At 56.5% G+C, this 26,408-nt stretch carries 20 protein-coding genes; 13 read left to right on the top strand and 7 right to left on the bottom strand.

What is annotated here, in order from left to right:
• Nucleotides 1-33 precede the first annotated feature (33 nt).
• Entirely contained in the window at nucleotides 34-1,365 is a 1,332-nt protein-coding gene (locus RUM8411_RS21280) for a Rieske 2Fe-2S domain-containing protein (RefSeq protein WP_085824742.1), read from the bottom strand.
• Nucleotides 1,366-1,760: 395 nt separating this feature from the next.
• On the opposite strand from RUM8411_RS21280, the gene RUM8411_RS21275 reads away from it, so the two are divergent.
• The 4 genes from RUM8411_RS21275 to RUM8411_RS21260 all read left to right on the top strand — a co-directional run bounded on the left by RUM8411_RS21275 (nucleotide 1,761) and on the right by RUM8411_RS21260 (nucleotide 7,125).
• Nucleotides 1,761-3,044 (top strand): glycosyltransferase family 4 protein, encoded by a 1,284-nt coding sequence (locus tag RUM8411_RS21275; protein ID WP_143534960.1) that lies wholly within the window; start codon nucleotides 1,761-1,763, stop codon nucleotides 3,042-3,044.
• Between the two features lie 114 nt (nucleotides 3,045-3,158).
• On the top strand, nucleotides 3,159-5,036 hold the full coding sequence (locus RUM8411_RS21270) for a DUF6798 domain-containing protein (RefSeq protein WP_085824740.1): 1,878 nt from the start codon (nucleotides 3,159-3,161) through the stop codon (nucleotides 5,034-5,036).
• A 43-nt stretch (nucleotides 5,037-5,079) separates the two neighbouring features.
• A complete protein-coding gene (locus RUM8411_RS21265; RefSeq protein ID WP_085824739.1) occupies nucleotides 5,080-6,144 on the top strand; it encodes a Gfo/Idh/MocA family protein in 1,065 nt (354 codons plus the stop codon).
• Nucleotides 6,145-6,219: 75 nt separating this feature from the next.
• Nucleotides 6,220-7,125 carry an MBL fold metallo-hydrolase gene (locus tag RUM8411_RS21260; RefSeq protein WP_159453942.1) on the top strand — a complete coding sequence of 302 codons (906 nt, stop codon included), beginning with the start codon at nucleotides 6,220-6,222 and terminating at the stop codon, nucleotides 7,123-7,125.
• Here the strand turns inward: RUM8411_RS21260 and RUM8411_RS21255 are convergent.
• Entirely contained in the window at nucleotides 7,095-8,303 is a 1,209-nt protein-coding gene (locus RUM8411_RS21255; RefSeq protein ID WP_159453941.1) for a glycosyltransferase family 4 protein, read from the bottom strand. The two genes, RUM8411_RS21260 and RUM8411_RS21255, sit on opposite strands and share 31 nt — an antisense overlap.
• A 167-nt stretch (nucleotides 8,304-8,470) precedes the next feature.
• On the opposite strand from RUM8411_RS21255, the gene RUM8411_RS21250 reads away from it, so the two are divergent.
• The gene (locus RUM8411_RS21250; protein WP_085824736.1) at nucleotides 8,471-9,988 is read left to right on the top strand and encodes an oligosaccharide flippase family protein; all 1,518 of its coding nucleotides are present in this window, start codon (nucleotides 8,471-8,473) and stop codon (nucleotides 9,986-9,988) included.
• A 57-nt stretch (nucleotides 9,989-10,045) separates the two neighbouring features.
• On the opposite strand, the gene RUM8411_RS21245 is transcribed toward RUM8411_RS21250, so the two are convergent.
• Nucleotides 10,046-10,975: an NAD-dependent epimerase/dehydratase family protein gene (locus RUM8411_RS21245; RefSeq protein WP_085824735.1), complete on the bottom strand. Its 930-nt coding sequence runs from the start codon at nucleotides 10,973-10,975 to the stop codon at nucleotides 10,046-10,048.
• Nucleotides 10,976-11,171: 196 nt separating this feature from the next.
• Between RUM8411_RS21245 and RUM8411_RS21240 the strand changes: the two genes are divergently transcribed.
• From RUM8411_RS21240 to RUM8411_RS21205, 8 genes are all read left to right on the top strand, one after another.
• Entirely contained in the window at nucleotides 11,172-12,065 is an 894-nt protein-coding gene (locus RUM8411_RS21240) for a glycosyltransferase (protein WP_085824734.1), read from the top strand.
• Nucleotides 12,066-12,077: 12 nt separating this feature from the next.
• A complete protein-coding gene (locus RUM8411_RS21235) occupies nucleotides 12,078-13,007 on the top strand; it encodes a glycosyltransferase family 2 protein (RefSeq protein ID WP_085824733.1) in 930 nt (309 codons plus the stop codon).
• Between the two features lie 21 nt (nucleotides 13,008-13,028).
• Nucleotides 13,029-15,053: a polysaccharide pyruvyl transferase family protein gene (locus RUM8411_RS21230; protein WP_234995314.1), complete on the top strand. Its 2,025-nt coding sequence runs from the start codon at nucleotides 13,029-13,031 to the stop codon at nucleotides 15,051-15,053.
• Complete coding sequence (locus tag RUM8411_RS21225; RefSeq protein WP_085824731.1) at nucleotides 15,050-16,579, top strand: PepSY-associated TM helix domain-containing protein; 1,530 nt, start codon at nucleotides 15,050-15,052, stop codon at nucleotides 16,577-16,579. Before RUM8411_RS21230 ends, RUM8411_RS21225 begins: the two co-directional genes overlap by 4 nt.
• 98 nt (nucleotides 16,580-16,677) lie before the next feature.
• The gene (locus RUM8411_RS21220; RefSeq protein ID WP_085824730.1) at nucleotides 16,678-17,649 is read left to right on the top strand and encodes a glycosyltransferase family 2 protein; all 972 of its coding nucleotides are present in this window, start codon (nucleotides 16,678-16,680) and stop codon (nucleotides 17,647-17,649) included.
• A gap of 51 nt (nucleotides 17,650-17,700) precedes the next feature.
• On the top strand, nucleotides 17,701-19,149 hold the full coding sequence (locus RUM8411_RS21215; RefSeq protein WP_085824729.1) for a protoporphyrinogen/coproporphyrinogen oxidase: 1,449 nt from the start codon (nucleotides 17,701-17,703) through the stop codon (nucleotides 19,147-19,149).
• A gap of 3 nt (nucleotides 19,150-19,152) precedes the next feature.
• A complete protein-coding gene (locus RUM8411_RS21210; protein WP_143534959.1) occupies nucleotides 19,153-19,899 on the top strand; it encodes a polysaccharide deacetylase family protein in 747 nt (248 codons plus the stop codon).
• A gap of 1 nt (nucleotide 19,900) precedes the next feature.
• Nucleotides 19,901-20,305: a GtrA family protein gene (locus RUM8411_RS21205; protein ID WP_085824727.1), complete on the top strand. Its 405-nt coding sequence runs from the start codon at nucleotides 19,901-19,903 to the stop codon at nucleotides 20,303-20,305.
• On the opposite strand, the gene asnB is transcribed toward RUM8411_RS21205, so the two are convergent.
• The 4 genes from asnB to RUM8411_RS21185 all read right to left on the bottom strand — a co-directional run bounded on the left by asnB (nucleotide 20,302) and on the right by RUM8411_RS21185 (nucleotide 26,163).
• Nucleotides 20,302-22,206, bottom strand: a complete 1,905-nt coding sequence (gene asnB / locus RUM8411_RS21200) for an asparagine synthase (glutamine-hydrolyzing) (RefSeq protein WP_085824726.1) — start codon at nucleotides 22,204-22,206, stop codon at nucleotides 20,302-20,304. The two genes, RUM8411_RS21205 and asnB, sit on opposite strands and share 4 nt — an antisense overlap.
• 41 nt (nucleotides 22,207-22,247) lie before the next feature.
• Nucleotides 22,248-23,924 carry a glycosyltransferase family 39 protein gene (locus tag RUM8411_RS21195; RefSeq protein WP_085824725.1) on the bottom strand — a complete coding sequence of 559 codons (1,677 nt, stop codon included), beginning with the start codon at nucleotides 23,922-23,924 and terminating at the stop codon, nucleotides 22,248-22,250.
• Between the two features lie 281 nt (nucleotides 23,925-24,205).
• A complete protein-coding gene (locus tag RUM8411_RS21190; RefSeq protein ID WP_085824724.1) occupies nucleotides 24,206-25,147 on the bottom strand; it encodes an NAD-dependent epimerase/dehydratase family protein in 942 nt (313 codons plus the stop codon).
• Nucleotides 25,144-26,163 (bottom strand): glycosyltransferase, encoded by a 1,020-nt coding sequence (locus RUM8411_RS21185; protein WP_085824723.1) that lies wholly within the window; start codon nucleotides 26,161-26,163, stop codon nucleotides 25,144-25,146. Before RUM8411_RS21185 ends, RUM8411_RS21190 begins: the two co-directional genes overlap by 4 nt.
• Nucleotides 26,164-26,408: the final 245 nt, after the last annotated feature.

The raw sequence follows: 26,408 nt of genomic DNA, 5'->3' as shown, positions 1-26,408 counted from the left end.
ACGAAGCGATACCGTTTTCAATCCCTGGATAGATCATTGGGCAGTGGGGCGGCTTACTGCCGATGCTATTGCTGCCTCGGGACGTCCATCCTCTACATTGAGTGCCGTTTTGGGGTCGATGATCACCTTGTCCCCCTGAATCTCGCAGGCAACCCGCTTGAGGCTGGGCAATGTCTTACAGGCCGATTTGCCCGAATGCGGATCGAAGGGCAGGCTGTGCCAGGGGCAGACCACCTTGCCATCCTCGATCCAGCCATTGGCCAAATCGCCCCCCTGATGCGGGCAACGCCGGGTCAGGGCGATCACCGTATCTTCGGAAAGCCGTGCGACGCAAAGCGCCGCCGACACCCCGTGAACGCCGCCCACCTCCAACGCTGACAGTGGCACTTCGTAGGTGTCCCCGACCTTTGTTCCGATGATTTCTGGCGGCAGGGGGTCGGGCTCACCTGGTGCCAGTGCGGGCATCAGCTTGTCACGGACCCGTTTGGCAAAGCTTGAAACGTAACCGGGTTGCATCATCGCTGGCAGCTCGGACAGCGGCTTCAACACCGAAGAGTTGTTCCACCCTGAATGAACGTAGGTATGGTGATGCAGTTGCGGGAAAACCGGCTTGTCGATCGACAAGCGGCACGAGATCGCAAAGCGTGTCTCATTGGTGCGGTTAAGGACCGATCCATGTACATGATCCGTGTGAAACATCAGAACGTCGCCCGGATACAGATCGAAAGTCCAGTTCTGGTGCAGCTTCTGCCCATCCGCCAGATTGCCTGAACGCTGGAAGACATATTCGCCCTCATAATCCTTGGGATAAATCGTCATGCCATTGCCAGGCCGAATCCGGCCCATGGCAAACCACAGATTCAGGCCGTTGGACGGGCAATCAAGCCAGCTGTCGCGATGCGGTCCATGCGCGGCGATCTTGCCTTGCCCGTGATCCTTTGCAAATTCGCTATAGGCCTTTTTGTGTTCTTGGGTCAGATCATAGGGAATATGAAAACGCACATTCGGTGTCCGTTCAAAATAGAAGCTGGAAATGCCGGGGAAGGCCCCGTGCATGAATCGATCCAGAAATTCATGCGCCGACGGTTCGATTTCAGCATAAACGGCATCCGTCATCGCCGGGACATCTTCGGCCGCAACCCATTCGTGAATGCGGTGGAACCCGTCGCGGTCCGCACGCTCGGCCGCATCCTTGCCGATACTTTTCTCAATGCCGCGCAAACTTGCCTGACGCCACATATCGTTCAGGCCAAATGTCTGCAACGCTTCGCGGAAAACAAAAACCTCGCCCTTGAGAATCCGGTCAGCCAACCCGTTTCGGTCTGTGCCTTCACCCTGGTCAAATCTCAAATCATGGTAAGACATGGTTTCCTCCACACAATCACACTCTGAAACAAACGTCACATACCCTTAAAAAACGCGCTGCGACCGAACAAATCAAGCGGCCCAAAAGATACAGGCTAATGTCACACATGATCCGATCCTTACCATGACACGGAACATAGTAGCCGGAATTTTGCGCGGAATCATGTTCTTGCGGCAAACAGAAAAACAAAGTTGCTAAAAAGCTTACTTTACTCGCTTTTTGTAGACAATATTTCCAGCCTGAATCCTGCCCTGAGGCTATCGAATCATAGATTGGCGGCACTTTGCCTTAAAAAGCGTTGCACGCCCTTGATGTGGTCATAGTCTTCTCAAAAGGGGTGGAACCGAAACATATAGCAAACCTGACCGTGCCGCCGGGTTGGCAAGAGGGACATATGACGGAAACTGGGCTGCGCATAGCCATGGTGACAACCTTTTACCCGCCGTTCAATTTCGGCGGCGACGGGGTTTATGTCCAGCGGTTGGCCCGGGCCTTGGCGGCGCGCGGCCACCAAGTCGAGGTTATCCATGACACTGACGGATACCGCGCCCTGTCGGGAACGACCCCCGAAGCGCCCGCCTCGGATAACGGCATCCCGGTTCACCGGCTGGCCAGTAATCAACCTGTCCTCTCAAGCCTTGCCGTGCAGCAACTGGGCCAACCGGCCCTGCACCGCGCCGCATTGCGGGACCTGCTGACAGATCGTTTCGACGTCGTTCATTTTCACAATATCTCGCTCATTGGTGGACCGGGCATCTGGAAATATGGCACAGGGGTCAAACTGCACACCGCGCATGAGCACTGGATGGTCTGCCCCACACATATCCTGTGGCGCGACAATCGAGAGATTTGCGACAAACGACGCTGTCTGCGTTGCGTCCTGCGCCATCGACGCCCACCGCAATTGTGGCGGGCCGCAAACCTTATTTCGCGTAATGCACGCCACGTCGACCGGTTCTTGATGCTCAGCCAATCCTCGGCGGACAACCACCGCCGTTTCGGCTTCACAGCGCCGATGACGGTCTTTCCATCCTTTCTACCCAAATTCGAGGGCGGCGCCTCAGAAACTGCTAAGGCAGACCAATCGCAGCCTTACGTTCTGTTCGTTGGGCGACTGGAGATTATCAAGGGGCTTCAGGACGTCATATCCGCCTTCAGCGATCTGCCGGCAGAACTGTGGATTGCCGGCAGCGGAAACTACGAAAGCACGTTGCGGGCCTTGGGTGAAGGCAACCCCAAGGTGCGGTTTCTTGGTCGCAAACCCATGCACGAGCTGCAGCAGCTTTATCGGGACGCGGTGGCCGTGGTCACTCCGTCACGTTGCTACGAAGTCTTCCCCATGGTGGTGCTCGAAGCCTTTCGGGAAGCTACCCCCATCGTCGCCCGGGCACTGGGCCCCTACCCTGAGATCATCGAAGCCAGCGGCGGCGGGCAGCTGTTTACCACGGCTGAGGATCTGCGGCGCGCGCTAACGCATTACATCAAAAACCCGGCAGCCGCAGCTGCCGATGGGCAACGTGGTCGCAAGGCTTTTGACAGGCTCTGGAGCGAGGACGTGGTGATTGGGCAATATTTTCACGAAATCACGGCAGCGGCACGCAACCGGGGCCTTGACGACATCGCGCGGCGCGCTGCCAAATTCGCCACAGACGCAAACGATGAGTTGCTCAATGGTTGAAATGTCATCTTCCGCCATAGTTCCGGACTGCATGGGCCGTGGGAAGCTGACCCGGGCAAGCATCATCGCGACTGGTGTTCTGCCCGTCCGGCCCAGGCGAGCTTAGGAAAGGTCATGATGGGAGCCTCTCCGACAGCAGATATCCGGCAAACCGATCCTCTTGCGCCTGCGAACATCATACTTTTTCTGGCGCTTCTTGCCCTGATGCCGTTGATGGGTACCCTGTTCGGTTATGGCAGCCAGGCTGAACAACTTCCGATCGTCGAACGATTGCGCGATCCAAATTTTCTGACTGGCGACTTCTATGTGAACAGTGCTGCCCAATTCGGCCCACGAATCTATTACGCACATGTCCTGGCTTGGCTGCACGACATTCTTCCTCTGCCTCTGATCACGCACAGCCTTGCGGTTCTTTGCAATTTTGCCTTGGCTTCAGTGACCTACTACGCAGCGACGCGCCTGCTGTATACCAATGCTTTAGGCGGCCTGCTGGCTGCTGTTTTTGTCGTCACCAATGGCAGCTTCTCTCTTGGTCTGGCCGGCTATCTTAGGTTCGAAAGCTTCCAGCCCGCAAATCCAGCTATTCCACTGGCGTTGATCGGCATGGTGCTGCTGATCAAATTACAACCATTCTGGGCACTTGGCCCCCTGATCCTGTCGGCCCTGGCCCACCCGCTGATCGGCATGGAGATTGCGTTGATCGCCTATTGCGCCATTGGGCTCTCCATATTGTTACGCCCCCCCGAGGCAGGTGTTCTGCGCAGCTTTGCACCAGCCGTGGTGTCTGGTTTTCTCTTCGCGATCGCCATGTATCTGGTATGGATTTTGCCCATGTCCGGCACGAATGCCATTCGGATGAGCGATACCGAGTTTTTTGAGACACTGGCACAGTTCCGTTCACCGCATCACTATCTGGGGCTGAGCTTCCCACAGCTGTCCTGGATGCAGGCGCTGGCGTTTGTTGGCTGTGCCGGTATCGTTCTCGCCCTTCACCAGTTCCGTCATGGTTTCAGTCGCGAGGTTCTCGCCCTTTCTTTGGCGGCTCTGATCGTATTGGCGCTTTGTGCTGTCAGTCTTTGGTTTGTCGACATGATGCAGAGCCGGCTCTGGGTCACTGCTCAGGTTTTTCGAATGCTGATGGTGGTCAAGTGGGTTGGATTGCTTGCCTTTGGCTGGCTGGTCGCAGACTGGATTGATCGGGATCGCCTCGCGGGGATCACCATGGCAGGCTGTCTGGCACTGGCCACAGCAGACGCGCAGCCCTATGCGATCGTGTTCGCGCTGATTTCCGCAGGGGCGTTGGTTCTGGGACCGCGCTGGGTCAGCGGACCTGTCTGGTCCGTGATACGCTGGGCAGGCCTTGGAGTATTGATCCTGATGAGTGTTGCCGCCCAATACCGGTATGGTTTGACACAGCAAAGTCTTCGGGCCCTGCTGGCGTTGGCAGCGCTAGCCCTGATTGCCGCGCCGCGTCCGGGCAAGCCGATAGGAGCGGCTCTGGCAACCTTGCTGGTGGCTGTGACACTGACCACGACAGCATTGACGCGTGAGAAGGGGCTTTGGGGCCTGAACGCACTGCAGGCACAGTTGGTCTGGGCCGATCTGACTGGCGACAATTTCGAAATCTCCCGTGCCGCGTCTGAACTGAGCCCGCCCGATGCGATCTGGCTAGTGCCGCCAGATTTCGAATCCTTCCGAATAATCTCAGGCCGGGCCATCGTCGTCGATCACACTTCAATCCCATTTGACGATGCGGCGATGCGTGAATGGCGGACCCGAATGGAGGCCGTTCATGGCCCGATTAACAGTGGCGGATTCACCGCCCTGCGCGAAATGGCACGAAACTATCGGAACGGAATCGACTGGATCGCAGTCGCGCAGCGTTATGGCGCCGATTATGCTGTACTTTATGCTGAAACGCCCTGGCCGGGCGCCGTTCTGTTCGAGAATAGCAGCTTCAAGGCCGTAAGGCTGAACGGGCCAGAACAATAGCGCTGACAGCAAAAATTTAAACTGGAATTTAAGGAGAAACAGAATGCGAATTGGCGTTGTAGGTGCTGGCAAGATCGGCAAATTGCGGGTCCAGTCGATCATCGCTGACCCTACTGCTGAACTGGCTGCCGTCGTTGACGTGAACCAGCAGGCGGCAAAGGCGGCAGTCGAAGGCACATCTGCCACAGCATATTCGAATCTTAGTGCGTTTTTGGATACTGGAATGGATGCCGTGATCGTTTCAATCCCTCCGCATCTGCATGAGGACGCATGTGTGGCCGCCTTTGCCCGTGGTTTACATGTGTTGTGTGAAAAACCGCTGTCAAACACGGTCGTGGGCGGTCAGCGGATTGTCGATGCCGCCAAGAATGCTGATCGTATCCTCGCTGTTGGTTTCAATCTGAGATATTACCCTTTCGTAAGCTTTGCACGCGCGGCGATTGATGCAGGCAAGATCGGAAAAATCGACCATATACGCATCTATGGCGGTCACAACGGGCTGCACAATTTCGGCCATGACTGGGAATACAAGATGCCGGAATCAGGCGGCGGTGCCATGATGGATATCGGCATCCATATGACCGATCTGGCCCGCTATTTCCTGGGTGAAATCACTTCGGTATATGGGGTGATGACCGAAAATATCTGGCATGTGGACGGATCCGAAGACAACGCGATGGCAGTGTTCAGGAATCCCGAAGGGGTCACCGCCACCTATCACGCGACCTGGGCCGAGTGGAAAGGCTATAAATCTTTTGTCGAGATTTATGGGGACAAAGGCATGGTGCGGGGCGCGTATGCGCCGATGCAGAACTTGCTGATCTCCAAGCCAACAACAGACGGACCAGAGACTAGGCAACGTAAATTCTACCCCGAAATCATGATCCGCGAGAAACTGAAGACCTGGCAATCCACCTGCCTGTTGTCGTTCCAGGACGAGTTGCGGGATTTCCAACGTATGATCGCGGGGAATTATGACGCGCCGCTGGCCGATGGCCACGCCGGTCTGCGGGCGCTACAGGTGGCAGCAGCTGTCCGCGAAAGTACTGGTAGTGGGCAAGCCGTAGCGCTGGAAAATATTGGCCATATGCGAGAACCGCGCCGGTAGTAGGTAAATCCCGCATTGCAAGCAGGAGGTTGGAACATTTCTATCGGAAAAATAGTATTTCTTGTCGGTCTGACTTTGTGTCTGGTCACCGCAGGCTATGCGGGGTTGATCTGGCACGTCTATCTGCGGGACAGTGATGCCACAAAATCAGCGGCAAAAGAGATCTATAAATACTCACCCGAATTGAACGTCATCCCGCTGGGTAATGGCTTTTTTGTTTTGCGGGGAGCCGGCGGGAACATCACGATATCAACCGGCCCGGATGGGACATTGCTGATCGATTCAGGTGATGTAGAGATGACCGATAGCGTCCTGGCGGCACTCGAAACCATCGATGCGCTTGATGTCAACATGGTCATCAATACCCATTCTCATGGCGATCATCGTGGTGGCAACGCAACATTCAGCAACAAAGGAGCCGAGATCATCGCGCATCGCGCAACCTACGAAAACATCAAAGCTGATACCTATACCGCGTTCGAAATCGAAAGCCTGCCAACCTTTGTATTCGACACAGATCATACCTTTACCTTCAACGAGCAGGATATCACCCTGACCCATATCCCGATGGCACATACGAACGGTGACATCATCGCCCATTTCAAAGAAGCGGATATCATCGCTGCGGGCGATGTTCTGATATTGGATCAACTCCCCTTCATTAGCATCGGCAGCGGGGCAAGCCTTAGCGGTCACCTGGCCGGGTTACAGGTGCTTTTAAGCCATGTTGACGAAACAACGACAATCGTGCCTGGAAATGGAGCCATCACTGTAGGGCCAACTGCATTGCAGGAAACGCACGATCATCTGCAGAAAATTCACGATTATCTGATCTGGCTGAAGTCCCACAATGTAACGACGCGATTTGTTCTGCTGTTCCACCCACTCTATTCTTGGCCCGTCGAAAAACGGAAAGGTCAGGGTTGGGAGAAATTCTGGGTCCGGATGATCTACGCCACGTTACCAGACACATCATTATAACAACGCCGGAAACTGTCTTCGCCCAACCTGGCCGCTTGTTCCCAGCTGAATTTGGAAGCACGTAGTAAAGCCGCGGTTGCCAAGGCCTGGCGCAACTCGGGATCGTTAAAGAACCGCAATATCGTATCGCGGATCTCCCCAATATCTGCGGGATCGTAGTAAAGCCCCGCATCACCTACCACTTCGGGCAGGCTGCCGCGATCAGACGATAGCACTGGAACACCACAGGACATCGCTTCGACGGCTGGCAAGCCGAAGCCTTCCCACAGAGACGGGAAAACTAGTGCAGCGGTTGACGCAAAAAGCTCTACTAGTTCTGCATCGGGCACATAGCCCGTGAAGGTCACATGTTTGTCCAACACCGGGTTGTCCCGGACAAAGGCCATCAACTCAGGGACATTATCCCAAAAACCTTTCCCCGAGATGGAGCCGACGATGGCCAGATGTACCTCGGGGCGTTCCCGCACGACATCCGGCATTGCCTTGAGTAGGCCAAGAATATTCTTGTGCGCATTCATACCGCCCACATAAACCAGCAGTTCTGCCTGCTCTGGAATGCCGTGCTTTTCACGCGCTGCCTGCGCCAGTCTCTTGTCGTTGATGGGGAGAAAGATCGGGTCCGCCGCTTCGGTCACCACATCAATCCTGCCGCGCGGTATATTGAGATAGCTCACCATGTCTCTGGCGGATGTCTCGGAAACGGTCATCGCCCGCACCATCTGCTGTTTGGCCAGCCAGGTCTTGATCTGCCACAACCGGTGATTGGTTCTGGTCGGAAACAAAAGATGAGGGATCCGTTCCGCAGTTGTGTCGTGAAAACATGTCACGCAAGGCACCCGTGACAGCAACGGGAAATAGGAATAGACGGCAGGAAAATAGAATACATCGAATTGCAGGCGGCGCACCAGCCTCCCCATCTTCCAAAGATACCAGACCGAACGCGAACTTTCACCGACCGCCGCTTCGTTCAGCCCTTTGCCCGTCGCCGCCGTTACGACATCGACTCCATACGGTACCGGCCAGTCAGAGGCCGGTGGCTGGTCGAAAATCAGGGTGTAACGAAACCCGCTGTCTCTCGCGGCTAGGGCTGTTACGAATTCGCGAGTAAACCGGCCAAATCCACGATCGTTCGACCAGGTCGTTGCGTCGATGCCTATGTGAAGTGCCGGATCTGACATATCGCGCCCTGTTGAAAATTCCTGAACTGAAAACGGCAATTGGCCAGACTTTATCGAAATGATCGTGCGTGTATAGCCATATATCCCTCTGCCAAACCGGCCAGCCGACACTTTCCGTGGGCCTGGGACCCAGACCGGTCTTGCCATAGGCGGATACGGAGAGAAGTATGAGTTGGAGCAACGGAAATTGCCCTTTGGTCAAAGAGAGTCCTAAACATATGTCGATCATCGACACCGCACGCGAGCGACTGACGCATATCATGTCGGATCAGGGGCCCAAGCTCTTCCGGGATTTCGTATCGTTGGTTAGTGGTCAGTCGATCAGCATGGTGATCGGGTTTCTTGCGTTTGCGTATCTGGCGCGGGTTCTGGATGCCACCCAATACGGCGCGGTCGAACTGGCCATCTCGATCGCAGCCTTCTCGGCAATCGTCATTGAATGCGGTGCCGGAACCATCGGGGTGCGTGAGCTTGCCCGCACCCCTGAGCGCGCCCCGGATCTGGCCGCACAGGTGCCTGCGGCGCGGCTGATACTTGCGCTGATCGTGATCCCTGTTGTGGGGATTGCCGGGTATTTCACCAATCAGAACCTCGAACTTACCATGCTTATCTGGGTCTATGCCCTGTCTCTGCTGGCAGTTCCGTTCAAGCAGGAATGGTTGTTGCAAGGCTACGAGAGAATGTCCATTGCGGCCCTGGCGCAACCGATCCGAACCGCGATATTTGCAGGTGGGATATTTCTGTTCGTGGTGCCCGGCAGCAGCATGCTGACAGTTGGCTGGATCGAGTTGATCGCCGTGATCGCTGTCTCTGTCTACTACCTTATTGCACAATACATCTGGACGGTGCCGTTTCGGTTCGGATGGCCGCCCCGCGCCGCCCTGTATTTCCTGAAAGAGGGCTTTTCGGTCGGCCTTGCCAACATGTTATGGGCTTTCATGCTCTATGCGCCGATGTTCCTGCTTGCCAGCTTGGCGGACGGCACCGGACCGGCCTGGCTGGGTGCGGGACAACGGATCGTCATCTCGCTGATGACGCTGAGTTTTGTCTATCACTTCAATCTGTATCCGGTGATCACCCGCACAGTGCAGAACGACCGCAAGACATGGAGCCGTGTCATGCAATCCTCGGTTCATCTGGTCGCCTGGGCCGGGATCGCGCTGGCCCTGCTGCTGACCCTTTTGAGCAAGCCGATAATGGGATCAGTATTCGGCTCGGATTTCCGTGCCGCAGGACCGGTGCTGTCCGTACTGGCCTGGGCCGTGCCAATCCGAACGTTGTCAGGCCATGCGCGATGGTCCCTGATCGGCTACACCCGGCAAAAATACCTGTTGTGGGCAGAAATCGCGGGCGCCGTTGTATTGGTGTGCACAGGTGTGGCCACAATCCCGGTATTGGGCGCCCCGGGCGCAGCCCTGGCGTTGTGCGCCGGTCTACTGGCAAGCGGTATAATAACCCAGATCGCAGCAGACCGCCTGATTGGCTCCATGGCACTGGTCAAATCTGTGGCACCACCACTGGCGGCAGCTTCGGCTGGGTTGGTTCTGTCACATTGGGTAACCACCGATCCGAAACTGCAGTTCCTCATCTGCTCTAGTATCTATTGCGGTGTTGGCCTGACTCAGATCGCGCCGCTTTATCACGATTTACGACGGATCGCCTATGCCAAGGAAATACCCGGCTGATTCGAGGCCCTGCGCCGGATATCGACAAAGGGTGGAAACAATCTAGATGCAGGCCATTCATTGGGAAGATTTTCTGGCCCAATCAGCGGTATATCTCAAACCCTCTTCAAGAGCTACATTTCCCGTGAAACCCAATCTTTCCGCTGCAGCCACGGAAGAACCGAGCGAAATACGGATATCTCCAGCGCGGGATTCTTCATATCGGATTTCCGGCGCGCACTCCAACACCCCGGCAAGCACGCGGATCAGATCATTGAGCGTGATTGCCTCACCACGGCAAATATTGAACACGCCGCAATTCCCCGCCGCTGTCCAGGACATGGCTCGCATCAGCGCCCCGGCCACATCAGAGACATAGACAAAGTCACGCGCCTGCTCTCCGTCTCCGAAAACGGTTATCGGCTGCCCTGCAGCCAGACGGTTGAGAAAAATACTGATCACACCCGAATACGGGCTGCCAGGCACCTGGCGCGGGCCATAGACATTGAAGAACCTAAGCCCCGTGGCCCTGAGGCCAATTGTCGTTTTGAGGGCCTCTGCATGATGTTCCATAGCCAGCTTGTCAACGCCATAGCCGGATATGGGGCGTGACATTGTGGTTTCGATCAGCGGTTGGAGCGGGTTGTTTCCATAAATGGCAGCCGAAGAGGCATAGACCACGGGTACATTGGCGCGCGCCGCCGCTTCCAACACCCGAACCGAACCGTAGAAATTCACCTTCGCGGCCTTTGCCCAGCCTTCCTGATACTGCTGCACCGACGCAATGGCAGCCAGATGGAAACACCCGTTGACCCGCGCGATCAGCGCCGGAAGATTTTCGAATTCAGCAATATCGCCCTGAACCAGATCGACCTGCGGCGGTAGGTTGAACCGTGCGCCTGTGGACAGATTGTCCAGCACAACGACTTCGTGCCCCGCTTCGACAAGATGATCGACCAAATGTGAGCCAATAAATCCCGCACCGCCAGTGACCAGATATCGCGCCATATGCTCAGGTCCTTTCCCGCCTGACCAATACCCTAGCAAGAATGCGGAACTGCGCCATACCCAAGGGACCAAATTGACCGGGACAGCATGCTTGACAGCTCATGGTGCGGCCTGCACACAGATATAAGCGGTAAGGTCGGACAATGTCCGGAGCAGTTTGTTTTAGTGTCAATTTTTACAAGTGCAGGAGTACAACATGCCAGCACCAGACCTCTCAATCATCATCCCATCGGTGAATAGTTATGACGATCTGAGAAGCTGTCTGACCGCACTTTCTGCACAACAATCGGCAGTTCTGGAAGTGATTGTTGTGGATCGGATTGGCGATACCGTGCGTAAAGCAGTGCAGTGCGATTTTCCCGATAGCCTTATTCTGCCCGTGGCTGCAGACACGACAATCCCCGCGATGCGCGCCATAGGTATCGCCGCCGCGACTGCGCCGGCTGTTGCGGTGATCGAAGATCATGTGATCGTTCCGCCTGACTGGGCCCCCCGGATGCTGGATGCCCTGGCAGAGGGACATGACGTCGTCGGCGGCGCCATCGAAAACGCGGCGACCGAAACCTGGATAGATTGGGCCGCATTTCTCTGTGAATACAGCGCCTCGCTGCCACCCCTGCCAGCAGGACCTTCAGGCGGGGTGCCCGGAAACAACGTGATTTATCGCAAGGTGGTGCTGGACCGCTATGGTGATATCCTGGCACAACACAAATGGGAAAATCATCTGCATGATGCGATGAAGGCCGATGGGATCACGCTGATCATGCGGCCTGACATCGTGGTCGGCCACAAGATGCACTATACGTTTTGGCTCTATTTCTCACAGCGCTTCCTCTATTCACGCTCCTATGCGGGCGCACGGGTGAGCGGCGCGCCTTTGCCACGTCGCCTTGCCATGGGAACGGCCGCTTTTGCCTTGCCGCCGCTGATGTTCTATCGGACGGTTCAACGCATCATGTCGAAAGGCAAACATATCGGCCACCTGGTCAAATCGCTGCCTCTGCTTGTCCCATTTTGCCTGTCGTGGGGTGCCGGTGAAGTTGCCGGATACTGGTTCGGCCCAGGGAACGCACTGAGCAAGGTCCGATAGGGCGCGCCACCCATGTCACAGCCCCCTGATCTGAGCATTGTGATGACGATTGTCGATGGCGGAGCAGTGCTGACACGCTGTCTTGATGCCTTGTCCAGACAACAGGGTGACGCCCGGCTCGAAGTCCTGATCCCTTATGATCACATGTCGCAGGAGGCCGGTGATCTAGTCGGGCGCTATCCGCAATTCGACTTTATTGACCTAGGCAAAATTCTGGGTGGCACCGTGCCGAAGAACCCGCTGGAGATGCATGCGTTCTACGACACCCGGCGGGCCGAGGCCATGAAGCGGGCCCGCGGTCGGCTGATCGGCATTATCGAAGATCGTGGCGTCCCCGACCTTCGCTGGGCCGAAACGATGATCCGGTTGCATGATGAACACCCCCACGGTGTCATTGGCGGCGCTGTTACCAATGGTGTGAACCGACTGTGGAACTGGGCCATTTTCTTCTGCGACTTTGGTCGATACCAGCCACCACTCTCCAAAGAAAACCCAGAGTACGTGACCGATACGAACATTGTCTACAAAAGAGACGCAATAATGTCGGTCAGGCATCTATGGGAGGTCAAATATCAGGAAGCGCAAGTCAATTGGGCGCTACGTGACGCGGGGACAGGTCTAATGCTGACGGATGCGGCCATCACCGAGCAGCACCGACCAAAGGTCAGTATTGGCAACCTGGCTGCCGAACGGTTGCACTGGGCGCGCATGTTCGGTCAGGTGCGGGCCCGCGAAATCACCCGCGGGCAGCGACTGAAACTGTGCCTGGCCATGCCGCTTTTGCCTTTTGTCCTCTTTCTCCGGCACTTTCGTCGTCAGGTGGCGAAGGACCGTTATATCGGCAGGTATATCGCGGCAGCACCTCTCACGCTGTTCCTGTTGGTTTGCTGGTCAGCTGGTGAATTCATCGGCTATGTTGAAACCAAGCCGAAATCTAGTTGAGGCCATGTTGCAAGGATCATGATGACCCCGTTTCCTATTGACCTCATCCTTCACGACCCATGGACGGCCCAAGATATGGCAGCACGGCTGCGGGCAATCCGTCCGGGTGACAAGCTGGCTCTGAATGTCCTTCCCAACACAGATTTCGACAATAAGGCACTGATATCCGTTCTGGCAGACCGGCGCGATTTGGACAGTGTCACGCTGCGCCTGGACCACAACACGATGACGGCGGATGACATCGTGGAGCTGGCCTCTTTCGCTCAGACGCAGGATATCGGCTTCACGACAGATTTCATATTGAAGGAAACAGATGATGTGCCTGGATATGTCCTAGGCGAGGCGGGGCGGCTGTGGCAGATCACCACGACTACAGCGGCACTGCACGCTGCTGGACACGCGGTGCGCTGGTTGGTTCCGCTGACGCCTGGCATGGTCTATCACCTTGAATTTCTGGGATCGCTGGCATCAAGCAGCGGTGTGACGTTGGTTTTGCTTCCAACTTCAGCGCTCGGCGATGATGGTGCAGACTTGGAGAGCGATGACCGGCTGTTTGCCTGGGACTTCGTTTCATATCGCCTGCTGGGCGAAGAGATCAACCATCTTGCGCGCGACCGCATTTCAGCGCTCCGGCGACTCTGCAGCGCGTTGTCGGACACGCCCGCCCCCGAGGCTGATGCACCCTGGGGTATATTGGACAGCAAGACCGGATATTCTGAAGAGTTGCGCACCCAAGGCAATCTGAGCGCGGCCTTGCTACGGCCCAGCTTCAACGACCGTCGCGGTCCGGCTGCGGCACAGGTGCTGAAAACAAGGATTGCGGATGTAACCGATGTTCTGGGATGTGGCGTACCCGCACATTTGCGCGCATGTACTGCGCCTGAGGTCCGGCCCGGCGGGGATGACCCCAGAATGCCACATGTGCTGCTGATCGGTGCCTATGGGGGCGAGCATATCGGCGATGCTGCCATTCTTGGCGGGGTCCTATACCGGATTCACAAGCGCCACGGCACCACGCGGGCGATTTTGATGACCCAGCGTCCTTATCACACCCGCCATCTCATCCCCATGTTGGACGTTCCGGTCGATGTCGAAGTTCAGGAGTATACGCCCGCCAATATCCGTGTTGCGCTGTCTTTGGTCGATGGCGTCGTATTTGCAGGTGGCCCGCTGACCGATTTGCCCAAGCAACTGGTGCGCCATCTGGAAACCGCCACCCGCGCGAAACAGAGGGGTCTACCGTTTGTTATGGAAGGTATCGGACCCGGCACCTTTGTCCGCAAGCCTTCGGAATTCACGGCGCGGCGCCTAGTGAAGCTGGCTGACCGGATCACGATCCGTGTGCGCGACGATGCCCGCCGCGAGATCATCCGTGGGTGCGACATTGAAATTGGCCGCGACCCGGCGTTCGATTATTTGGAAACCCGGGCTGAGACACTGACGCGCCTGCCAATCCATGAACCCGCGCAGATTGCGACCTTGCTGGCTGGCACTGCTGGCCGGCCGGTGATTGGCATCAACATCCGCCCCATCGGGCATCTGTTCACACCCGCCGAGCCGGGTCGCGACCCGGCCGCGCGCACCCGCGCCGTCGAAGACCGCTGCGAACGTGAACTGGCACTGGGACTGATGGACTATGCCCGTCAGACCGGCACCGACCCGTGTTTCCTGTTCTTTCCAATGAATGCGGTTCAGTTCGGCATGTCGGATCTGCGCAGCGCCTGGCGGATCATGCAACATCTTGAACCAGGGACCGACTTCCGGATCTGGCAGGCGGATGCGTCGCTTGACGGGGTTGTCGCTCTTCTGCGCCGAATGGATACGGTAATCGCAATGCGTTTCCACGCCGCCATTTTCGCGCTCAGCCAGGGGCGCCCGGTGATCGGCATCGACTACCGGATCGGAAAGCGGGACAAGGTGGCCGCCGTACTCACCGATGCCGGGGTCGAGGAAAATTGCCGCAGAATTGACGAGTTGCGCGCCGACTGGCTGTCCGAGCGGTTGCAGGCTATCTGCCCCGCCAGAACCGCAGAAAGGATCACATGACATCGCGGAAGATGCGCAATTTTCTGTTCCGGCTACATGCGTGGATTGGATTGAACCTGTCGGTCCTGCTGCTGCTGATGCTGGCAACGGGGACAACATTGGTGTTCATCACCGAAATCGAAGCCTTCCTGCACAAAGACATGCGTGCTACCTCTGCCATCACACAGCGCAGCGCTACACCCGGTGCAATCTATGACAACGTTCGGGCTGCCTATCCGGATGTGAGTACTGGCTGGATTGAGCGGGACAAAGCCTCATGGATTGGGGATGCCACGGTTGTTTTCACGCGCTGGGGCGAAGAAGTCTTTGTCTGGACAGATCCGGTCACGGCCGAAGTACTGGGCTCTACCCCTCGGCTTTCGGGGCTGAACCCAATCATCCGTGGCATTCATGACAGCCTGTTGACCGGGCATCGGTTGGGTGTTCTGCTCGTCAGCAGCGCATCTGTGTTTTTACTGATCTCGATCATCACCGGGCTAATCAGCTATCGCCGTTTCTGGCGCGGGTATTTCCGCCCCCCTCCTCGCCACATGGGCACACGAGGTTGGTGGGGTGGCCTGCACCGGTTGACGGTTCTATGGGCTCTGCCGTTCCTGATTGTCATTACCCTGACCGGGCTCTTCTATTTCATCACCGCAATCGGTGTTCCGTCGGGGACCTACCCCAAAGCCGCCGAGGCAAGTGAACGGGCCGGACGGCTACCCGCCGGGTTCAGCGGGGCCAATCTGGACCGCGCTGCCGCTGCGGCAACCGCTGCCATGCCCGAGTTGGAAATTACCCTGATAGTGCTACCGAATCGCACAACCGACGGCATTAAGTTTCAAGGACGAACCGATGCTCTTCTGGCAGAGGCAAAAGCAAATTCAGTGACTGTCGACCCCACGACCTTTCAAGTGCTCGGCGCCTTTTCGGCCGGAGATCTCAGTCTCTGGTCCAGAGTGACCGCAATGATTCACCCCCTGCATTTCGGCCAATGGGGCGGGTTTGCGTCCCGGGTGCTTTGGCTGATCTTCGGTGTGCTGTCGACAGGTGCGGCCCTGTTCGGCGCACTAGTTTATGCGTCCCGCGTATTGCCACCTGCACCGTCGGGTGCAGCACCTTCATCCGGCGTTGCCCGCCGGATCTGGACGGGTATGTCACCTACAAAATGGCTTATGGTTCTGCTCATAATTGGCACAGCGGCGCTCGGGGCGTATCGTTTTGGCCCCATAAACGAAAAATGGGTTCGCCAATGGGTCCCCGCTCAGCCACATGAAGCGCAACTCTGGACGCGCGGGAAATTGCGGTCAGGTGAAGAAATCCAAATGCGCTTTCAACTCAAGGCAGATGGCAGCGCACACCAGGCCACCGTTCAACTTGGCGACAGTACCGCCGAAACCGTTCGGTTCGAGAAGGATGGAGAAGTTCTGGTTACAACAGCAAAGCTGCGGGCTGATCATACCGACAATCAGGTGATCCTGACACTTCCTGACCTGGGAACCAAGGAAACCCGGCTTATCTGGCGCCTGGGCCGACCGGTATTATAGCAACAAATTAGGAATTGATACGAAACCTGACGCTGTAAGAGTCGAATTGAGCCAAATTCACCGACTAAGCTTCAGCATACGCTTTTGGGTGAAATCGAATGAAAAACCACAACAGCGCAGAAGAATTGGGTAAGCAAGGGGAATTCACCTCGATGAACAAAGTGATTGAAAGGGTCGACCCAACGGCCAAGGGGCCAACGCACCAGAATACCGCCGGTATGGAGTTGAGCGTCGTCATCCCTGCATATAACGAAGAAAACGCCGTGCGCGGAACGGTCGACGATGTACGCGAACATCTCGAACCGCTGGGTATTCCCTACGAGATTATCGTGGTGGACGATGCCAGCCAGGATAACACCCGCGCCGAGGCCGAGGCTAGCGGCGCCACCGTCACCTTCAACGATGTCAACTCCGGGTATGGGGCCAGTCTCAAACGCGGGGTGCGGATGGCGCAGTATGAATATGTGGCTATCCTTGATGCCGACAGCACCTATCCCGCGCGCTATCTGCCGGGCATGCTGGCCATGTGCCGGGATCAGGACATGGTCGTGGGTGACCGCGGCGCGGCAATGAAAAATGTGCCGCTGCTGCGTCGGCCAGCCAAAAAATTCCTGTTCGCTTTCGCCTCGTTTCTGGCCGAGCGCAAGATCAACGACCTCAATTCCGGGCTACGTGTGTTTCGCAAATCCGAGTTGATCCCATTCCTGCCGCTGCTGCCGCAGAATTTCTCGTTCACCACCACGATCACGCTGTGCATGACCTCGAACGGCAAGCGGATGATCTATACGCCGATTGAATATGGCAAGCGGGTGGGCAAGTCGAAAATCAGGCCGGTCGATTTCATCAATTTTGTCATTCTGATCCTGCGCATCAGCACATTGTTCAACCCGCTTCGGGTGTTCATTCCCCTAGGGTTGGCGTTTTTCGTCCTGGGTATGGTGAAATTCCTCATCGACCTGACATACCTCAACCTCAGCGGCACCACCATATTCGCATTCCTTGCCGCGATCATGATCTGGTCGTTGGGATTAATCGCAGACATGATCTCGCGGTTGCACCTCAGGCCCTGAACCAGTGCGGGTTATAGGGGCACGGGCCTGTAGCAAAGAGGAAAAGTACAAGTGACGGATGTTTCCCAATTCACGAAGGGCGCGGACAAGCCCCATATCGTTATTCTAGGTGCCGGACCGGCGGGGCTGGCGGCGGCGCACACGCTGACGCGCAGCGGGCAGGCGCGCGTAACCGTTATCGAACGCGCGGACCGGGCCGGCGGCAACTCGGCCTCGTTCCCGATCGAGGGGGTGATCTGCGATTACGGTTCTCACCGGTTTCACCCAGCGGCGGAACCCGAAGTGTTGTCCGATGTGAAGCAACTGTTGGGTGATGACCTGCTGCTACGTCCCCGGCACGGGCGGATCCGGCTGGGCGGTAAATGGATACATTTCCCGCTCAAGCTGACAGACGCGCTGATGCGGCTGCCCAAACCCTTTGCCCTGTCTCTGATTGGCGACATGGTGCTGAAACTTTTCCGCAAGAAAAGCACAGGGCCCGCAACTTTTTCCACCGTGCTGTATGACGGGTTGGGGCCTACGATTTCGGAAAACTTCTATTTCCCCTATGTGCGAAAGCTCTGGGGGCTTGATCCCGACAAGCTTGCGGTCACGCTGGCCGAACGTCGGGTTGGCAGCGGATCGGTTGGCAAGATTCTGATGAAAATGCTGCGCCTGATGCCGGGACTCCGTAGTGAAACCGCCGGGCGGTTCTACTATCCCCGTCAGGGCTTTGGGCAGATTTCAGACGTCATGCTGGAAAGCGCCCGGAAAAACGGGGCCGAATTCATGTTCGAGACCGAAATCACCCGGATCAAACGTAATGGCAACCGGGTAACCGGGTTGACCGTTCAAAATGAGAACGGCGAAGCACAGCTGGACGGTGATCTGATCCTGTCGACCATCCCCCTGACTGGCCTGACACGCCTGATCGACGAGCCCCCAACCCCGGTGGTCGAGGCCGCCCGAACGATCCGGTTCCGCGGCATGATCCTGCTATATTTGATCCTTGAAACCGACCAGTTCACGGAATTCGACGCGCATTACTTTCCCGAAACTTCGATTCCGATCAGCCGAATGTCGGAACCCAAAAACTATTCCGCCAGTTCCGAACCCAAAGGTGTCACCGTATTGTGTGCGGAATTGCCCTGCGACCCTGGTGAAAAATGGTGGGACATGCCCGATGAGGATTTGGGCCGCGAATTCACCGGCTGGCTGGGTCAATTGGGTCTGCCAGTCACAGTCCCAGTGCGCCGTTGCGAGACCCGCAGGCTTGGTCATGCGTACCCGGTCTATGATATCGACTATCAGACCCGGTTCGACACAGTAGATCAGTGGTTGTCGGGACTTGAGGGGCTTCTGGTTTTTGGGCGGCAGGGCCTGTTTGCCCATGACAACACCCATCACGCATTTGCCATGGCATATGCTGCTGCTGAGTGTATCGGTCCGGATGGGCAGATTGACCGTGCGAAGTGGAATGACTATCGCGAAATCTTTGCCACCCATATCGTCGAGGATTAAGCGGTGACGCCCCGGCTTGAAATCCTGATGTATCATTCGATTTCCGACGCGCCGGGACCGACATCAATTCCACCGCAGATATTCGCAGCCCAGATGCAGGCATTAGCCGACTCCGGTCTGCCGGTTGTCTCGCCTGACGCAATGGCCACCCCCCCCCAGACACGTTCAGTTGTGATTACCTTCGATGACGGGTTTTCCGATTTCGACACCATCGCCTGGCCGATCCTGCGCACACATGGGTTTCATCCGATCGTATATCTGCCCTCGGGGCGCATGGGCGAGTTGGAAAACTGGGTTGGCTGCAATACCCCGCGCCGCCCGTTGATGAGTTGGGATCGGGTCGGGCACCTAGCCGCCGAGGGGGTGTTTTTTGGGGGTCACAGCATCACCCATCCCGATCTGACCACTCTGCCAGCCGAGACGTTGGAACAAGAGGTCGTGCGCTCGGGTCAGGACATCGCCGCCCGGCTCGGCCAACCCATCCGCCATTTCGCGCCCCCCTATGGCGCTTCGTCACCGGAAGTTCGGCGCTGCATCGCCCGGCATTACACCACCTCTGTGGGTACAAGGCTGGGCGTGGCCGGGCCCAGAGATGATCTACACGATCTGCCGCGGCTCGAGATGTTCTATTTCACCGATGTATCCCGCTGGCAGGAGCATCTGGCGGGCCGGGGCGGTGCATATCTGGCCATACGCCGCACGATGCGTCGCGCCCGGCAAATGACGCGTAAGCATCTTGGGGTCGGCTGACATGGCATCGGAACTCAGGGACAAGCGCCAGTTCTTCCGCTTTTTCGGCGTCAACATCCTGGGGATGATCGCAGATTATCTGCTGGCCGTTCTACTCGCGTCGTTTTTTGGCACACCCTACGTTCTTGCCGTGACCTGCGGTTTTATCTTGGGGTCATTCGTCAACTACTGCGGCCACAACATCTTCAGTTATGAACATACCAGCCGGGAAACCATCTCGGCCCTGGGTTTCGGGAAGTATCTTCTGGCGGTTCTGTTTTCCCTTATTGTGCGGCTTATTGTGGTTGCGGCACTGGATTATATTTCGCTGCTGCCTTTCTGGCTAATCCTGCTGGCGGCAATCGGCGTGTCCTTTGTGGTCAGCTATGTGATCTCAACCCTCTGGGTGTTCCGGAAACCCGGCTAGGCTTGAATGTAAAGCTCGTGCCACATCATGTAGTTCAGCAACCCCCAAAGCGGTCGGCCGTTATCGCGACGCCCATCAATATGATCGTCAATCAGCGCTGATATGGCCTGCGGCCGGAACAGCCCGGTCCGCTCGATATTCTCGGGTCCCAAATACTGCAACATAAGATCGCGAAGCTCGTGCTTGAGCCAGCGTGAATAGGGCATTTCCAGCCCAACCTTCTTTTTGTTGAGAATTTCATCGGGCAGATCCTGCGCCATCGCCCGGCGCATCAGGTGCTTTTTCCGCCTGTTTTTCATCTTCAAACCCGCCGGAACCGAAGCCAGGAATCGGGTCAGCTCCGGGTCCGTAAAGGGAACCCGCGCCTCAAGCGAATGCGCCATTGTCATCCGGTCATTCTTGATCATCAAATCATCAGGCAGAAAGATGGTGGAATCTATGTACATCAGCCGCGACAGGGTTTCTTCCGCGCCGCAATGTTCATAGGCCGAGGTGAAATGCCGGACAGATGGCTGGAGCGGTGTGCCATTCACGGCACCATCCGCATACAAGCTGGCCTTTTCCGCCTCGCCCAGTACAGTCCGCCACCACAGATGCGCCTCGTGTGGCGGCAGGTCCAGCCCACCCAGAAAGCGTTTCGCCTTGAACTCAAAGCTCAGCTTCCGATCTGATACCGGCAGGCAATTCACCAGCGGTTTCATGATGCCATTGCGGATGAACCCGGGGATACGTCGCGCCTGTTTATATACGTTATAGGCTGCATGTGTGTCATAACCGGCAAAGGCTTCATCCCCGCCCTCGCCGGACAGAACAACCACGACCTCGTCCTTGGCCAGCTCACTGACAAAATACGTTGGAATGGCCGACCCATCGCCGTAGGGTTCGTCAATGAAGCTCAGGTATCTGGGCAACATGTCCCGCACCATGTCGGCGGTGACCGTCACCTCGCGATGTATCGTGCCAAATGTCTCCGCAACAATCCTTGCATAGGGCAGTTCATTGAAACTCTGATCCTCGAATCCCACGGAATACGTGTGAATAGGCTCGTCCACATGTTTGTGCATGAGCGCCACCAGGGTACTGGAATCCAAGCCTCCGGACAGGAACACGCCGATCGGGACATCGGCGATCAACCGACGCTGCAGAGCCTTGTCCATCAACGCATAAGAGCGTTCAACAGCCTCATCTTCGGTAATGCTTTCATCAACGGTGAAATCCAGATCCCAATAGCGTTTCATGGTGATCTCGCCGTCAGAAGAGACAGTCATATGATGCCCTGGAGGCACTTCGTGGACACCCTCAAAGGCGGTCTGTGTCCCCGGTATATAATTAAAGGTCAGAAAGTCATGAAGAGCCTGCATTGACGGCTTACGCACAACCCGGTCATCCGCAATGATCGCCTTGATTTCAGATCCGAACCGGAAATAGCTGCCGTCCTTTTGGTAAAAAAATGGTTTGATCCCGTAACGGTCACGGGCCAGATGCATTGATCCGGTCCGGGTGTCCCAAATCGTGAAGGCGTACATGCCGTTCAGTTCAGGGATCATGTCCAGGCCGATTTCCTCATAAAGGTGAAGCAGAACCTCGGTGTCGGTGCGTGACTTGAAGATGTGGCCACGCTCTTCCAGACGGTACTTTTCCTTCAGTTCCTGGAAATTGTAGATCTCGCCATTGAAGACGATTACGATACTGCCATCTTCGTTGGTCATCGGTTGGTGCCCCGCATATGACAGGTCGATCACCGACAAGCGCCGAAACCCAAGTGCGACGCGATCGTCCAGCCATATGCCATCGTCGCTTGGTCCGCGATGTAGCAGCGTGCGGGCCATCCGCTCTATTAACCCATCCTCAGTACGCGGCGCATTCGGGTCCAGCCGCATGATCCCACAAATCCCGCACATGTTATCCGCTTCCCTTCATAGATTTTGGCCCGCCATTCGTGTCATGACGCCGGTGCCGGGTTTTCCAGATTGATCACCACGGCCCCACCATTCAGCGTACCGCCAAAACTTCTGACTTCGGTATAGTCCCGGGCAATCCGCGCCATGATGTCAGGATAGGCCGTACGTGCATGAACCGGCATGGTATAGACCAACCAGGTTCGACCGGGGGCCGCTTCAAGCCCCTCCAGTTCGGCAATGGATTTCACATTCGGCCAGTCCTTGCCATAATAGGCGTTGAACGGAAAGCCCGCGATGCCTATCGTGACGATCCTGTCTCCATCCTGACGTTCCCGCTCGATCAAACTGATCGCCCCGGCAAAGTTCTGTTTTGGCAGATGAACATGGCGCAGCGACGGCAGCATCACGGCCACGACTGCAGCGCAAAACAGTGCACTCACCCGTTGCGGCCACGGTTCAGACAGACGGAACAGGAGACTGAGATACTGCCCACTCAGCATCGCACCGTGAACAACGATCACGACGCCGAACCCCATGGCAAAGAAGAAGAACCGCGGGAACAGGGTGTATCCGATACTGGTCATGGCAAGGAACCCGAACACGACGGGGATCAAAAACAGGGTCGCCACTTCGGGCCGGTGACGCAGAAAGCCCCAAAGCCCGACCACAAATACCGCCACCGCGACAAGCCCTACCCCTGCGCCTGCAAACCCCACTTGTAGGCCATTCACGATCTCCATCAAAGCCCATAGCGGGTTGGTCCATTCCGTATCTGGTCCCTGCAGTCCGGAATTCAGCAATGCCCCCGACACCATGCTTGGTATGACCAGCGCATAGGCCTGAAAGGTTAACAGGCCAGCCGGAATAAAGCCATAGAACAGACCCCGCCACCGGTGCGGCTGAGCACGGAACAGGGTCACAGCCCAGATTACGAGATGCGCGATAACCACCAGGGCCATCGTCAGATGCGTATAGCCCCCTAACCCTACGGCGACCGCATATAACACCCATTTACGCCGGCTGCCTTGCCGGAGCGCATCCAACAGCCAGGCGCTCGACAGGATCGAAAAGAACAACAGCGCCGTATAACCACGGGCATTCTGGCTGAACCAGATATGGTGATATGAAAACGCCATCAGCGCCACCGCGAACAGGCTTTCGCGGGCGCTGACAACCCTGCGGGCAAAATAGTAAAGGGCTACAATACTACCCAGACCAAAACAGACGGCTGGTAATCTCAAAGCCCAGACACTGTCCCCAAAGATATTCAACGACGACCGCGCCAGCACACTAAACAACACATGATTGTTGGCGTCGTGGTATGTGCTGACAATCTGTCCCACCGTCAAAGGCATGTAGTTGACCGATGTCAGCATCTCGTCAAACCAGATGCCGGTATTCAGATTATAAAGGCGCAAAAAAGTGGCGCAGATGATCAGACCTGAAAATACAGCCGTTTCGATTGGGCGCGCTGTGGCAATCTCAGGTTTAAGGCCACAAGGTTCGGGGGTCTTTGGTGCAAAGCCCAACACCTGGATATACCCCCCAAGAACGACCAGCCCTGCCCGAAACAGTTGCACCCCCAGAACAAGCTGCGGATCGTCCGGGACATCCGCCCCCTGCACTATCCAGATCCACCAGGCCGTTGGTAGGAACAAGCCCGCAACAACCAGGAGCGTTGCGATGATTTTACCGACATAAGTTTGGTTCATTTGCATGGTGCCACAAGGCTGTTTTGCGAATTTTGAAATTGGCGTAATGCCTTAAAATCAGTCTACGGAACCGGAGCACCTGTCGGAAACCACCCTCTGGAAACAAATTCCCTAAATCCGCCTTAATGAGCATACCCTAGCACGATTGGTTTTCAATGCGGCAACCAGATCGTGACGCGCGCGCCCCGGATCGCTGACAGCAGGCGCGTCAATTGCCTCATTATAACGCAATAGTTTCAATTTCAGAGACAAAGCTGATGGCCCGATTGCCAATCCATCAATCCAAATCAGAGCAGAGACAGCCGGACGTCCTGCGCCACCTGCGCGATCCCGGTCAGCAGTGGCGTCGGCCGCCAGCCTTCCGGCGTTGCAGAGGGCAGAAAGCTCATGCTGCGTGCGTTGGAGGGGTGCGGATCAATCTGCAGGTGCAGCGGCATATTAACCGCTTTCTTCACCATCTGAACGATCTCGAAGATTGACGCCGGTCGGCCCTGCGCAATGAGATGCGTGCACGTTGTCTCATCTCCGGGCAAAAGAATGTTTCTGGACATAAAGCGGCCCACATCCTCGGCAAGCACGTAATCCCTGAGCGTAGACAACGATCCCTGAATATAAGATGGGCGCCGTTTTATGGCATTGGTCATCAGAGTGGGAATCAGACCGGCCCGCCCACTGGGATTGTGGCCGTACACGCTTGTCAGCCGGTATATGTGATGGCGGGCAACCTCAGGCATGGTGATAACCGCTTGTTCCTGCAACATCTTTCCGGATCCATACGGCCTAAGCGGCCTTGGCTCCGCCTTCGGCCCGCACGCCACCTGCCCCTCGAAAAGACCGCCAGACGAGCTGACATGATGCAGGCAATGCACTGCTTGCGGCAGGGCAGCGGCTAGGCGCCCAGCCAGTGCAAGCACGTCTTTCAAGGTCTCCAACTCTTGCTGCATATCTTCCAGGGTCGAACCGAAACCGCTTTGCCCCGCCGCCCAGATAACTGCAATGCTTTGCGGGCGTTCCATATCTGCGGCCCGTGCGATAGCGGCCTGTTCAATGCGCTGGGATTGCTGTCGCCGGGTCTCGGCATTGCCCCAGTCATAGGACATTTTCTGAGCCACGGGATTTACAGCTTGTCGGACGGCCCGTTCGATGGCCCCTCCAACCAGCCCCGTCCCAAACAACACGGCGATACCGTTCGGATATTGGTCAGTTTCATGCCAATACAGCAGCTTCATGGTTTCTGCTGCGCAAACCAATCCGTAAGAAGCGCATCCTGTGACCGGTCTATTGTAAAGAATGTTGGCTTGCCGTGCGCCTTGAGAACAAGGGTCGAAAGATATTTCAGTACGACTCCCAGCATGAACGCCAGCAGCCCGCTCGCAAGGCAAATCGCCAGAAACAACGAGGTCCAACCCTGAACCGCAATAGCGTCGGGCGACAAAAGCTTGAGGACCAGAAAATAAACGCCACCCACGAATGAGCTCAGCAACAGCGCGACCCCCAGCCAGACACCAAAGTTCAGAAATCTGATCTGACTTGAAAAAAGCATTCGAGACGCGTGCCCCAGCAAGGATCTGAAACTGTATCCACTGCGCCCTTCGCGGATGAAACGTTCATCCTTCAGGTCCATTTCCAAAGCCTCGACTCGCTGTGTGAACCAGGAAAGGTTGATGTCGAAATACGTGTCATGAGCACACACGCTGGCCACTGCCCGCGCAATCGAGCCGCGGATCAGGCGGAAACTGTTGAAATGGGGCAGGTTCGGATTGCCTGTCAGCCATTGCATCAAGCGTTTGAAAATGCGCGATGTGCTATCCCGCCAAGCCGATTCATGAACGTCGGTTGCCGCCTGAGCATACACGACATCCGCGCCAACACCGGCCGCACGGGTGAGCAGACCCGGTATCTGGGTCGGCGGGTGTTGCAAGTCTTCGTCCAGAGTGACAACCCAGTCACCGCAGCTGTGCAGAATACCCGCAACCGTCGCCGCATGCTGCCCGTAATTACGGGACAGATGCAGTGGGATGATCCAGAAATGCTCTCTGGCAAGGCGGTCAATCACATCCGGAGAGGTGTCGATTGCAGCGTCATCAACAAGGATCAGCTCGGCCAACACCAGCGGCGCCTTTTCTTCCTGCCACTTATTGCGAAGCCCCTGAACGGCGTCCGCAAGCTCTTCCAGATATTTCTCACCGGCGAAAACGGGGACGACAAGGCTGACTGTCACCTCTTTGAAATCAGTCTTTGTCATCACACAACCAAATTATCCGAAACATGGAAAATTGTTACTGGCAAGGAGGCTAAAATGAAAGCTCCTTCGGAAACCGCACGCTCCAAACCCGATTTCGCCAACTCGTATTAACGCCACTGGATGTACAGACTTCACCCTGCGCCATATCCGACAAATCGGCTGCTTACGGCAGGCTTGGTCCACCTTGTTTTAGAAATTTTATCTTCCGGAAAATCCCGGATTTTCTGATCCAACCCGGGATTCCA

It is taken from the genome of Ruegeria meonggei, assembly GCF_900172215.1.
Lineage (GTDB): Bacteria > Pseudomonadota > Alphaproteobacteria > Rhodobacterales > Rhodobacteraceae > Ruegeria > Ruegeria meonggei.
This window is presented reverse-complemented; position numbering and strand designations above follow the sequence as displayed.